This is a genomic window from Thalassobellus citreus (assembly GCF_044385915.1).
Lineage (GTDB): Bacteria > Bacteroidota > Bacteroidia > Flavobacteriales > Flavobacteriaceae > Thalassobellus > Thalassobellus citreus.
In genome coordinates, this window is the sequence record NZ_JBISCC010000127.1 from 366,288 (window position 1) to 378,983 (window position 12,696).

General features: G+C 32.4%; 10 protein-coding genes and 1 riboswitch. Of the genes, 9 read left to right on the forward strand and 1 reads right to left on the reverse strand.

The genetic code is table 11. From position 1 onward, the window contains the following. Window positions 1-49: 49 nt before the first annotated feature. On the reverse strand, window positions 50-1,225 hold the full coding sequence (locus ACH5TX_RS15225) for a 2-isopropylmalate synthase (RefSeq protein WP_439340347.1): 1,176 nt from the start codon (window positions 1,223-1,225) through the stop codon (window positions 50-52). A gap of 148 nt (window positions 1,226-1,373) precedes the next feature. Here ACH5TX_RS15225 and ACH5TX_RS15230 point away from each other — a divergent pair, with 148 nt between their 5' ends. The 9 genes from ACH5TX_RS15230 (at window position 1,374) to cysD (ending at window position 12,677) form a co-directional block, all read left to right on the forward strand. Beyond that, window positions 1,374-2,924, forward strand: coding sequence for a hypothetical protein (locus ACH5TX_RS15230; protein ID WP_439340348.1), 1,551 nt, complete (start codon window positions 1,374-1,376; stop codon window positions 2,922-2,924). Window positions 2,925-3,231: 307 nt separating this feature from the next. After that, window positions 3,232-3,354, forward strand: a riboswitch (SAM riboswitch). Between the two features lie 115 nt (window positions 3,355-3,469). After that, entirely contained in the window at window positions 3,470-4,744 is a 1,275-nt protein-coding gene (locus ACH5TX_RS15235) for an O-acetylhomoserine aminocarboxypropyltransferase/cysteine synthase family protein (protein WP_439340349.1), read from the forward strand. A gap of 61 nt (window positions 4,745-4,805) precedes the next feature. Beyond that, a complete protein-coding gene (gene thrA / locus ACH5TX_RS15240) occupies window positions 4,806-8,207 on the forward strand; it encodes a bifunctional aspartate kinase/homoserine dehydrogenase I (RefSeq protein ID WP_439340350.1) in 3,402 nt (1,133 codons plus the stop codon). Between the two features lie 47 nt (window positions 8,208-8,254). Then, entirely contained in the window at window positions 8,255-9,430 is a 1,176-nt protein-coding gene (locus tag ACH5TX_RS15245; protein WP_439340351.1) for a trans-sulfuration enzyme family protein, read from the forward strand. A 4-nt stretch (window positions 9,431-9,434) separates the two neighbouring features. Continuing rightward, entirely contained in the window at window positions 9,435-10,220 is a 786-nt protein-coding gene (locus tag ACH5TX_RS15250) for a PhzF family phenazine biosynthesis protein (RefSeq protein WP_439340352.1), read from the forward strand. 24 nt (window positions 10,221-10,244) lie between these two features. Continuing rightward, a complete protein-coding gene (locus ACH5TX_RS15255; RefSeq protein WP_439340353.1) occupies window positions 10,245-10,658 on the forward strand; it encodes an RrF2 family transcriptional regulator in 414 nt (137 codons plus the stop codon). Between the two features lie 168 nt (window positions 10,659-10,826). Next, entirely contained in the window at window positions 10,827-11,084 is a 258-nt protein-coding gene (locus tag ACH5TX_RS15260) for a DUF2061 domain-containing protein (RefSeq protein WP_237238496.1), read from the forward strand. 13 nt (window positions 11,085-11,097) lie between these two features. Next, the gene (locus tag ACH5TX_RS15265) at window positions 11,098-11,718 is read left to right on the forward strand and encodes a phosphoadenosine phosphosulfate reductase domain-containing protein (protein WP_439340354.1); all 621 of its coding nucleotides are present in this window, start codon (window positions 11,098-11,100) and stop codon (window positions 11,716-11,718) included. A gap of 53 nt (window positions 11,719-11,771) precedes the next feature. Continuing rightward, on the forward strand, window positions 11,772-12,677 hold the full coding sequence (gene cysD / locus ACH5TX_RS15270; RefSeq protein WP_439340355.1) for a sulfate adenylyltransferase subunit CysD: 906 nt from the start codon (window positions 11,772-11,774) through the stop codon (window positions 12,675-12,677). The last annotated feature ends 19 nt before the right edge of the window (window positions 12,678-12,696 follow it).

Sequence of the window (12,696 nt, forward strand, 5' to 3'; positions counted from 1 at the left end):
GTAATTATAAAATATAAGATATTAGTTTAAACTAATGAAATTTATTCGATTAAGAGGAAACTATTTCTTTGTATAACTTGCTGTTTTCTATTATTTTATGAATGTCGTCGTCTAGAACTTCCTTTTTCTTATCAGCATAATCTAGAAAGTTTACATAAATTTCGTCTAGCTGAAGTTTTGTAAGTTCGTACCCTACATTTTTAGCTCTATATGCTAACGCAGCTCTACCGCTTCTTGCAGTTAATACAATAGCAGATTCGGTTACTCCAACATCTTTAGGGTCTATAATTTCGTAAGTTTCACGATTTTTAATAACACCATCTTGATGTATTCCAGAACTATGAGCAAAGGCATTAGCACCAACAATAGCTTTGTTTGGTTGCGTATAAATACCCATACTATCAGATACTAACTGACTAATACCATAAAGCATTTCAGTTTGAATACTAGTATCTAAATTAAGATAAGGATGTTGTTTTAAAATCATTACAACTTCTTCTAAAGCTGTATTTCCTGCGCGTTCTCCAATACCATTAATAGTACATTCTATTTGACGAGCGCCGTTAATAACACCTTCTATAGAGTTAGCTGTAGCCAATCCTAAATCGTTATGACAATGACAAGATAAAATAGCTTTATCAATGCCTTTTACGTTTTCTTTTAAATATTTAATTTTTGCACCATATTCATGAGGCAAACAATATCCTGTAGTATCAGGAATATTTAAAACCGTAGCACCTGCTTTTATAACAGCTTCGCAAACACGAGCTAAATATTCGTTATCAGTTCTTCCTGCATCTTCTGCATAAAACTCAACATCTTCAACAAAAGACTTAGCGTAACTTACAGCTTTAACTGCACGTTCTAAAACATCTTCTTGCGTCGATTTAAATTTAAATTTTATATGAGAATCAGAAGTTCCAATACCTGTATGGATTCTAGGTATTTTAGCATATTTTAATGCTTCAGCAGCTACTTTTATATCGTTTTCTACAGAACGTGTTAATCCGCAAACTGTAGCATGCTTTACAATTTTAGAAATAGCTTCAACAGATTTGAAATCGCCAGGACTTGATACAGGGAAACCTGCTTCAATGATATCCACGCCTAAATTATCTAGCTGTTCAGCAATAATTAATTTCTGTTCAGTATTAAGTTTACAACCTGGAACTTGCTCGCCATCACGAAGCGTTGTATCGAAAATTTGGACTTTATTATCAGACATTTGTTAAAATATATTTTCTTATTGTGTTACGAATGTATATTTTGGTTTATTAATTAGAGAATTCAACTCATAATTATTACGATGTTTAACTTTGAGTTGGTTTATTTAATTTATTGAAAATCAATATTTTAACATTGTTTTTGTAACTATGACAAGAGAGCAAAAAGATAATTTGTTTGTGTTAATAAAGTCGTTGTCTAAATCTGAAAAGAGACAATTTAAGCTTTATGTAGGAAGATTAGGGGTTAATGAAGACTCAAAATTTTTAACGCTATTTAATATTCTTGATAAGCTTTCGGTTTATGATGAAGCTACCATTTTAAAAAAGGGAATTGTTAAAAAACAACAGCTATCAAATTTAAAAGCACATCTGTATAAACAAATTTTAATTAGTTTACGATTAAACCCTTCGCATCAAACAGTAAGGATTCAAATAAGAGAACAATTAGACTTTGCAACCATTCTATATCATAAAGGATTGTATAAACAAAGTTTAAAAATTTTAGATAAAGCCAAAAATTTAGCCATTGCAAATGAAGAAAAAAATGTGGCTTATGAAATAGTAGAGCTCGAAAAAGTTATTGAATCGCAATATATTACTAGAAGCCTTAGTACGAGAGCCGACGAGCTTTCTATACAAGCCAAAGAGCTGAGTCAGCAAAACGTATTGGCAAGTAAGCTATCTAATTTATCGTTACAATTATATGGACTGTTTTTAAAAACAGGATACATCAAAAACGACGAAGAACATCAAGTTGTAACAAAATATTTTAACGATAGGCTTCCAAAATATGATATTAATAAACTGGGGCTTAGAGAAAAATTATGGCTTTATAAAGCCAGATTATGGTATAGTTTTTTAACAGTCGATTTTTTGTCATGCTACAAGTATGCTTCAAAATGGACCGATTTGTTCTATGAAAATAAAGATATGATTATTTTAAATCCAGTCTTTTTTTTAAGAGGGAATCATTATTTGTTAGAATCTTTATTTTACTTAAAACAACACGAGAAGTTTAAAGATTCACTTAGCAGATTAGAAGAGGTTACAAAAGAATCATGGTTTCCACTTGATGATAATAACGAAAGTTTAGCATTCTTATTCATTTACAATAATAAATTTAATTTACATTTTATCGAAGGTAGTTTTGAAGAAGGCTTACCATTAATAGATGAGGTTTTAGAACGTTTAAAAAGCTATAAAAATCGTATTGACGAGCATCATGTTATGGTGTTTTATTATAAGATGGCGAGTATGTATTTTGGAGCTGGCGAAAACAAAAAATGTATTTATTATTTAGAAAAAATTATAAGCAATAAGTCCTTGCAAATGCGCGAAGATTTATTGTGTTTTTCAAGAATATTAAACCTTGTGGCGCATTACGAAGCCGGTTTAGATTATAATCTAGACGTACTAATTAAAAGCACCTATAAGTTTTTAATTAAAATGGAAGATTTGTACGAAGTACAAAAAGAATTCATCAAGTTTTTACGAGGTCTGGGCGATATTTATCCAAATGAGGTTAAAAATGAATTTATTAAGCTTCATAAAAAGCTAAAAACATTCGAGGACGATCCCTATCAAAGTCGTGCCTTTCTATATTTAGATATTATTTCGTGGTTAGAGTCTAAAATTCAAAACAGACCCATAGGACTTGTAATTAGAAACAAGTTTTATGATATGAAATATAGTAAATAATACATTTTGGGCGTTACCCACAAGGGGTCGGGCTTTCCGCTATATCTTTCGTTTTTTGTCATTCCTGCGCAGGCAGGAATCTATTAATAACATAAACCATACTTTTAAAAGTTTAGGCAATACTTTAAAAAAAACAAAAGGATGCCGCATCAATCCCTTACGCGAGTTGCTTTGTAGCTAGTAAGGTGTTTTGAAGCTAATGTTTACCCATTAATGTCAACAAAAAACAAAATTTCCATCAAAAAATTTGGATATTAACTTTTTCTAACGCAATATTTGCACTCACAAAGTTCAAACACTTACTGAGATGTTATCAAGAAAGGCGGAGGGATAGACCCTATGAAACCTTAGCAACCCTTTAAATTTATTAAAGAAGGTGCTAAATTCTACTTAATTACCAATTCATTTATTGGTGTTGGATAGATAACCAAAACGAAATTACATGTCTGTAATTTTAAATTCTTTATAACATTTTTCTATTAAGTACATCAAATTTTGATGCATTTGACTTTTTTAATTAATCTATTAACTAAAAAATTAGAAAAATGAGCACACAAAAACTAGCAACAAACGCATTACATGCAGGTCATGATGTTAAAGCAAACGGAGGAACGCGAGCGGTTCCAATTTATCAAACAACATCGTATGTTTTTAATAATTCAGATCATGCTGCAAATCTATTCTCATTACAAGAATTAGGTTTTATTTACACCCGATTAAACAATCCAACAAATCAAATTCTACAAGACCGTCTTGCGGCTTTAGAAGGCGGTATTGGAGCAGTAGTTTTTGCTTCAGGAACCGCAGCAATATCAACAGGTTTATTAACTTTGTTAAAAGCAGGCGATCATATTGTAGCATCAAGTAGTTTATATGGAGGTACGTATAATTTATTAAACGTAACTTTACCAAGATTTGGTATTACAACAACCTTTGTAGATGCTTCAAATCCAGATAATTTTGCAGATGCTGTACAAGATAATACCAGAGCCTTTTTTGTAGAATCTTTAGGGAATCCTAAACTAGATGTTTTAGATTTAGAAGCTATTGCAGCACATTCTAAAGCAGCAGAAGTACCTTTTATTGTAGATAATACAGTGGCAACACCAGCTTTATTAAATCCAATTGAGCATGGGGCAAATATTGTAATTCACTCGTTAACAAAATATATTGGCGGACAAGGAACATCGTTAGGAGGTGCCATTATAGATGCAGGAACTTTTAATTGGGCAAACGGTAAGTTTCCAGAGTTTACAGAGCCATCAGCAGGTTACCACGGATTAAAATATCACGAAGTTTTAGGAGCAGCGTCTTACACATTCAAATTAATTCTTGAAGGATTAAGAGATTTTGGAGGTGCTATTAGTCCAACCAATGCATTCAACATCATTCAAGGTTTAGAGACTTTACCAGTTAGAATTAAGCAACACAGTGCAAATGCTTTAGAATTAGCAAAATGGTTAGAATCTCAAGAGGAGATTGCATGGGTAAACTATCCTGGTTTAGAAAGTAGTAAATACAAAGCATTAGCCGATAAATATTTGCCAAACGGACAAAGTGGTATTGTAACTTTTGGGCATAAAGGCGGTTTTGAAGCAGCTAAAAAAATAGCAGATAATACCAAGTTATTTTCTCTATTAGCAAATATTGGTGATACAAAATCACTTATAATTCATCCTGCAAGTACAACACACCAACAATTAGATGAAGCACAACAGGCTTCGGCTGGTGTTTCTGGAGATTTAATTCGTCTATCGGTTGGAATTGAAGATATAGAAGATTTAAAAGCCGATTTAATAGAAGCTTTTAAAACAATTTAAATAAAAAAATAGGCCTACAAGGTTTTTAATACCTTGTAGGCGTTAAATAAAAACAAAAAGATTGAAGCATCCATTACAACATATTATTATAAAAGATTTTATTACAGAAAGCAAAGTGCTTAATTCTGAAATAAAATTAAGTTACCAAGTTTTTGGTAAGCCTATAGGTACAGCACCAGTAGTTTTAGTAAATCATGCTTTAACAGGAAATAGCGAAGTTGCAGGAGAAAAAGGCTGGTGGAAAGACGTTGTTGGAAAAGATAAGGTTATCGATACCGAAATGTATACGGTTTTGGCTTTTAATATTCCAGGAAATGGTTTTGATGGTTTTGTAATTGAAAATTACAAAGATTTTGTAGCTAGAGATATTGCTAACCTGTTTTTAATAGGTTTAAAGGAACTAAATATAGAATCAACCTTTGCTATTTTAGGAGGGTCTTTAGGCGGTGGAATTGCTTGGGAAATGGCAGTGTTAAGCCCCGATATTACGGAACATTTAATATTAGTAGCTACCGATTGGAAGTCTACCGATTGGTTGATTGCAAACTGTCAAATTCAAGAACAATTTCTGTTAAATTCTAGAAACCCTGTGCATGATGCCAGAATGCATGCTATGTTGTGTTACCGCACACCAGAATCGTTTAACGAGCGTTTTCAGCGTACAAAAAATGATGAATTAGAGATTTTTAATGTTGAAAGTTGGTTGTTGCATCATGGTAAAAAATTACAAGAGCGCTTTCAATTATCGGCTTATAAGTTAATGAATCAGCTTTTAAAATCTATTGATGTTACTAAAAACAGACCAACCGATTTTAATGTATTGGAAAACATTCACGGTAACATTCATATTATAGGAGTCGATTCCGATTTGTTTTTTACAGCAGAAGAAAATAGGCAAACACATAAACAATTGGCAGTAACAAATCCGAATGTTACGTATAATGAAATAAATTCGGTACATGGGCATGATGCCTTTTTAATGGAGTACGATCAATTAGAAAAAATAATAGAAGGCATTTTTGTGCCAAATTCTAAAAAAAGACGCATGAAAGTAATAAAGTTTGGAGGAAAATCTTTAGCAAACGGAAACGGATTAAATACCGTGATTTCAATTATTGAAAATAAGATTAATGAAGGCGAAAAAATAACAGTTGTAGTTTCTGCAAGAGGTTCTGCGACCGATGATTTAGAATCTATTTTAGAGAAAGCTAAAACAGGAAAATCATATAAAGACGAGTTAGAGGCTTTTAAGGCTTATCAAATAGAACCTTTAAAAACGATTGATTTTTCAACAGAATTTTCAATTTTAGATAAGTTGTTTGAAGGTGTTAGTTTATTAGGCGATTATAGTAGTAAAGTAAAAGATGAAATTTTGGCTCAAGGCGAATTGTTATCGGCAAAACTCATTTCAGCTTTATTAAATAATTTAAACATTAAAACAGCTGCGGTTGATTCTAGAGAATTAATAAAAACGAATGATGCTTTTGGTAATGCGCAACCTATTCAGCAAGCATCAAAAGATAATGTAAAAAGTTATTATAAAGAGAAAGGGAGCGATTTTGTAAATGTAGTAACAGGTTTTATTGCATCAAACTCTAAAAATGAAACCACTACTTTAGGTAGAAACGGGAGTAATTATACAGCAGCGCTTTTAGCAAATTATTTAGATGCCGAAGAATTACAGAATTATACGCATGTAAATGGTATTTATACAGCTAATCCTGATTTAGTTGAAGATGCTAAAAAGATAAGAGAAATGTCATTTAGTGAAGCTAATGAATTGGCTAACTTCGGAGCCACTATTTTACATGCTAAAACCATCATTCCTTTAGTTGAAAAAAATATCAGTCTACGTATTTTAAATACGTTTAATGCTGATGATGAAGGTACGTTAATAACAGCGAAACCAAATGCTAAAGAAGTAACCTCTTTATCGGTTTTAGATAATGTGGCGTTGCTAAATTTAGAAGGTCGTGGCTTATTAGGTAAAAGTGGTGTAGATGCTAGAATTTTTGGTGCTTTGGCAAGTAAAGATATTAGTGTAAGCATTATTTCTCAAGGGTCTTCAGAAAGAGGTATAGGTTTAATTATTGATGCAGATCAGGCAACACAAGCTGTTATTGCTTTAGAGCGTGAATTTGAAAACGATTTTTATTCGCAAGATGTCAATCAAATTGGAGTTATTGACGATGTATCGGTTATTTCTATTATTGGTATTGAATTAAGTTCATTCCACAAACCTTTCAATGCGCTAATTAAAAATCAAATAACACCGTTATTATTTAATAATACCATTACAGGTAAAAATGTGAGTTTGGTTGTTAAGAAGAGTCAGCTTCATAAAGCAATGAATGTGATTCATGGTGAGATTTTTGGTATTTCAAAAAAGATAAACATTGCCATTTTCGGACACGGAGGTGTTGGAGGCGCACTGATAAATCAAATATTAAAGTCGAAAGACGATATTGAAAAACGAAAAGGTGTTAATTTAAATGTGTTTGCTATAGCGAATTCTAAAAAACTACTTTTAAATAAAAAAGGCGTTGATAATAATTGGAATGAAGCTATACTAGCATCATCTTTTGAAAGTTCTGTTGAAGCTGTAATCGAATTTGCAAAAACAAATCATTTAGAAAATTTAATTGCGGTAGATAATACAGCAAGTCCTAATTTTCATGATAATTATGTGCCGTTTGTTGAAGCTGGTTTCGATTTAGTGTCTTCTAATAAAATAGCGAATACCGTTTCTCATCAATTTTACACAGATTTACGAGAGCAATTAAAAGAAAATAATAAAGAATATTTATACGAAACCACAGTTGGTGCAGGTTTACCATTAATTGATACGATTAAGTTATTACACGAATCGGGTGAAAACATTACTAGAATTCGTGGTGTGTTTTCAGGAACTCTAAGTTATTTGTTTAATAATTTTTCTGTTCAAGACAAACCGTTTAGTGCTATTGTGCAGGAAACAATTGATAAAGGTTTTACTGAACCCGATCCAAGAGAAGATTTTTCAGGAAATGATGTTGCTAGAAAATTGTTAATTTTAGCAAGAGAGTTAGATTTGCATAATGAATTTGAAGATGTATCGGTTCAGAATTTAATTCCTGAAGCGTATAGAGATATTTCAGTTGCTGAATTTTTAAAACAATTAGATGTTTTAGATGATGAGTTTCAGAAAATAAAAGACAATCAAGAAGCGGGTCATGTATTAAGATATGTTGGCGATTTGTCTGGCGATTTATCACAAGACAAAGGGAATCTAGAAGTTAAATTAGTATCTATTCCAGAAGATAGTACGTTAGGGCATGTAAAAGGTTCTGATGCTATTTTTGAAATATTTACAGAATCGTATGGCGAGCAACCTATCGTTATTCAAGGAGCAGGTGCAGGAGCAGAAGTAACTGCAAGAGGTGTTTTTGGCGATATTTTAAGGTTGTCTAAGCATATTAATTAAATTAGATTTGTCATTCCCGTTCAGGCGGGAATCTATATAAAATAAAAATGAGTAATAAGAATAAAAATTTCGAAACAGAAGCAATCCGTACTCAATTAGAGCGTACCCAATCCTTAGAGCATACTAGTCCGTTATACTTAACATCTAGTTTTGTCTTTGAAGATGCCGAAGATATGCGTGCTTCGTTTACAGAAGAAAAAGAACGTAATATTTACAGTCGTTTTACAAACCCAAATACAAGCGAATTTGTAGAAAAGGTATGTAAAATGGAAGGAGCTGAAACGGGTTATGCCTTTGCAACAGGAATGGCTGCTATTTTTTCAACCTTTGCAGCATTGTTAGAAAGTGGCGATCATATAGTGTCAGCACGTTCGGTTTTTGGTTCAACACATACTATGTTTACTAAGTTTTTACCAAAATGGGGTATCACTACCAGTTATTTTGATATTAACGAACCAGAAACTATTGAAAGTTTTATTACACCTCAAACAAAGATTTTATACGCGGAGTCTCCAACAAATCCAGCAATCGATATTATCGATTTAGAATTATTAGGAGATATTGCTAAAAAACATAATTTAATTTTAATTATAGATAACTGTTTTGCAACTCCTTATTTACAACAACCTATAAAGTATGGTGCGCATTTGGTAGTACATTCTGCAACCAAATTAATGGATGGACAAGGTCGTGTTCTAGGAGGTGTAACGGTTGGTCGTGCAGATTTAATTAGAGAAATTTATTTATTCGCCAGAAATACAGGGCCAGCATTATCACCATTTAATGCTTGGACGCTTTCTAAAAGTTTAGAAACATTATCGGTTAGAGTTGATAAGCATTGTGAAAACGCTTTAAAAGTCGCTGAGTTTTTAGAATCTCATGCGAATGTAAATTGGGTGAAATATCCATTTTTAAAATCACATCCGCAATATGAAGTGGCTAAAAAACAAATGAAACTAGGAGGTAATATTGTTGCTTTTGAAGTAAAAGGCGGGGTAGAAGCAGGTCGTAAGTTTTTAAACGCTATTAAAATGTGTTCGCTATCGGCTAACTTAGGAGATACTAGAACTATTGTAACACACCCAGCATCAACTACACATCATAGTTTAGGAGAAGAAAGCCGATTAGCAGTTAATATTACTGATGGCTTGGTTAGAGTGTCTGTTGGTTTAGAGCATGTAGATGATATTATTCAAGATTTGGAGCAAGCTTTAAGTATCTAACATCATGAGACTTTTTACAGTAGATGCTTTTACAGAGACGCCTTTTAAAGGAAACCCTGCAGCGGTTTGTGTTTTAGAAAAAGCACTTCCTGTAGAAGATTATATTGATATCGCTCAGGAAATGAATTTAGCTGAAACCGCTTTTGTATACCCAGAAAATGGCAGGTATAACTTAAGATGGTTTACACCAACAAATGAAGTCGATCTTTGCGGACACGCTACGTTAGCAACAGCTAAAATTTTATTCGATAAATATGATGTTAAAGCGTCTGTTCTTGAATTTGAAACCAAAAGCGGACTTTTAAAAGTTGAAAAGCAGGGCGAAGAATTAATAATGAATTTCCCGCTAGGGAACTTAGAGCCTATCAATGAAAAGGACGATATTATTGAAGCCTTTTTAAATGAAAAACCTTTGGCTATTTATGAAGATAACGATTGGTGTATTGTTCAGTTAAATGATGAAAGTTCTGTTTATAATTTGAAACCCAATTTAAATCTTTTGCTAAAGCATACTAAAAAGATGTTTGTTATTACTGCAAAGTCCAAGGAATACGATTTCGTATCTCGTTTTTTTGGACCAGCAATGGGGATTAATGAAGATCCTGTAACAGGGTCGGCGCATTGTTATTTAGCCAATTTGTGGGGCGAAAAATTAAATAAAAAAAGGGTTGTTGGTTATCAAGCATCAAAACGAGGCGGTATAGTTTCCTGTGAATTGATAGAGAATAATAGAGTTTTATTAAAAGGAAATTGTGTTATTATGTCTGAGGTCCTTATGGAGTGGATATAATTAAAATAATTATATATTAGCAGAATGCTATCTAAAAAAACAAAATACGGATTAAAAGCACTTACATTTATTGCGAGAAGCGAAGGAGATGCTCCTGTGCAGGTTGGCGAGATTGCTAAAAGCGAACAAATACCACAAAAGTTTTTAGAAAGTATATTACTTACCTTAAGAAAGTCAGGTGTTTTAGGTTCTAAAAAAGGAAAGCATGGTGGTTATTATTTAAGAAATGATCCTTCTGAAATTTTAATGACCGATGTCATGCGCGTTCTTGAAGGTCCTATTGCTATGGTGCCTTGTGTGAGTTTAAATTTTTATGAAAAGTGCGACGATTGCCCAAATGAAAACCTTTGTAGTGTTAATAAACTCATGATACAAGTAAGAGATAGTACACTTAAGGTCTTTAGAAACACGACGCTAGCCGATTTGTCTGCTACATAAAAGTTGCTAATTTCTCAAAATAAACTCATTTTTTAATTTGTTTTCTTCGGTTTATCCTAAAAATATTCCATTATTCTAAAAAGTTGTTAAATATATTTTTTATGTTATAAAATGTTTTACATTTGTAATCCCTACTAAATCGGTAGGATTAATATAATACAACGACAAATGATAGCGCAAATGTTATTAAAAAATAAAGAAAAGTCTACTTATAAAGAGGATAGCGTTGGTGAAAAACCAATCAGAAGTGTAGCAAAAGCACTTAGTTGGAGAGTTGTAGGTACTTTAGATACCTTAGCAGTTTCTTTTGTTTTGGCACAAGATATTACACTTGCTGCTTCTATTGCTTCTGTAGATTTTATAACAAAACTGATTTTGTATTTTTTCCATGAGCGCGCTTGGAATATTGTTAAATGGGGTAAATAAGATATAGAAAGAGATGTTTACAGAAAAACAAATAGACGAATTAAATAAAAGCTTTGAAAAAGCGTCACCTTCAGAAATTATTCAGAAAGCGTTCGAACTTAGCAATGAAGCGGTAGTTACTACAAATTTTAGACCTTACGAAGCAGCAATTTTACATGCTGTTAATTCTGTAAAAGCTAAAACAGCTGTAATTTGGTGCGATACAGGTTATAATACACCACAAACATATAGACATGCAGAGCAAGTTATTAAAGATTTAGACTTGAATGTGTTTTTGTATGTGCCAAAACAAACATCATCTCATAGAGATGTAGTTATGGGAATACCAAGTGTAGATGCTCCAGAGCATGCTTTATTTACAGAACAAGTAAAGTTAGAGCCTTTTAAACGCGCTATGGATGAGCATAAGCCTAAAGTTTGGTTCACAAATTTACGTCAAGGGCAAACAGCTTTTAGAAATAGTATTGGTATTTTTAGTTTAAGTAAAGATGGTGTTTTAAAAGTAAGTCCGTTTTACTTTTGGGGAGATGAAAAACTTGATACGTATTTAGAAGAAAACAACTTGCCAAACGAGTTTAAATATTTCGATCCAACAAAAGCATTAGAAAATAGAGAGTGTGGATTACATGCTTAAAAGAATATAATAAAGAAAACTGTTTTCGCTTTCGCGGAAATTAAAATAAGATTATGAACAAAGATACATCACATATAAATTCGCTTGAAAACGAAGCTATATACATTATGAGAGAGGTTGCAGCACAGTTTGAAAAACCAGTGTTGTTATTTTCAGGAGGAAAAGATTCTATTACTTTGGTAAGATTAGCTGTAAAAGCATTTTATCCAGCAAAAGTGCCTTTTCCATTAATGCATATTGATACAGGGCATAACTTTCCTGAAACGATTGAATTTAGAGATCGTTTATGTAAAGAATTAGGTTTAGAATTAATTGTTCGTAATGTTCAAGATTCTATTGATGAAGGAAAAGTAAAAGAAGAATCTGGTCGTTATGCAAGTAGAAATATGTTGCAAACAACAACGCTTCTTGATGCTATTGAAGAATTTAAATTTGATGCATGTATTGGTGGTGCTCGTCGCGATGAAGAAAAGGCAAGAGCAAAAGAACGTATTTTTTCAGTACGTGATGATTTTGGACAATGGGATGAAAAAAATCAACGTCCAGAGTTATTTGATATGTTGAATGGCGATATAGAACATGGACAAAATGTACGTGTGTTTCCAATTTCAAACTGGACAGAATTAGATGTTTGGTCTTATATAGAAAGAGAAACTATTGAAATACCTTCAATTTACTTCGCTCATAAACGTAAAGTATTCTTAAGAGATGGCATGATTTGGTCTGCTGAAGATGAGGTTGTTTATAGAGATGACCATGAAGAAGTTATTGAAGAAATGGTTCGTTTTAGAACTGTGGGAGATATGAGTTGTACAGCAGCGGTGTTGTCAGATGCTTCAACAATATCTAAAGTTGTAGAAGAGATTAGAGATTCTACGATTTCAGAACGTGGTGCGCGTATTGATGATAAACGATCTGAAGCAGCCATGGAGAAACGTAAACAACAAGGGTATTTCTAAAATATCAATTTTGGTAATT

Coding starts and splice junctions, on each gene's coding strand:
- ACH5TX_RS15225 (WP_439340347.1), bottom strand. CDS start 1,225: ATGTCTGATAATAAAGTCCAAATTTTCGATACAACGCTTCGTGATGGC.
- ACH5TX_RS15230 (WP_439340348.1), top strand. CDS start 1,374: ATGACAAGAGAGCAAAAAGATAATTTGTTTGTGTTAATAAAGTCGTTG.
- ACH5TX_RS15235 (WP_439340349.1), top strand. CDS start 3,470: ATGAGCACACAAAAACTAGCAACAAACGCATTACATGCAGGTCATGAT.
- ACH5TX_RS15245 (WP_439340351.1), top strand. CDS start 8,255: ATGAGTAATAAGAATAAAAATTTCGAAACAGAAGCAATCCGTACTCAA.
- ACH5TX_RS15250 (WP_439340352.1), top strand. CDS start 9,435: ATGAGACTTTTTACAGTAGATGCTTTTACAGAGACGCCTTTTAAAGGA.
- ACH5TX_RS15255 (WP_439340353.1), top strand. CDS start 10,245: ATGCTATCTAAAAAAACAAAATACGGATTAAAAGCACTTACATTTATT.
- ACH5TX_RS15260 (WP_237238496.1), top strand. CDS start 10,827: ATGATAGCGCAAATGTTATTAAAAAATAAAGAAAAGTCTACTTATAAA.
- ACH5TX_RS15265 (WP_439340354.1), top strand. CDS start 11,098: ATGTTTACAGAAAAACAAATAGACGAATTAAATAAAAGCTTTGAAAAA.
- cysD (WP_439340355.1), top strand. CDS start 11,772: ATGAACAAAGATACATCACATATAAATTCGCTTGAAAACGAAGCTATA.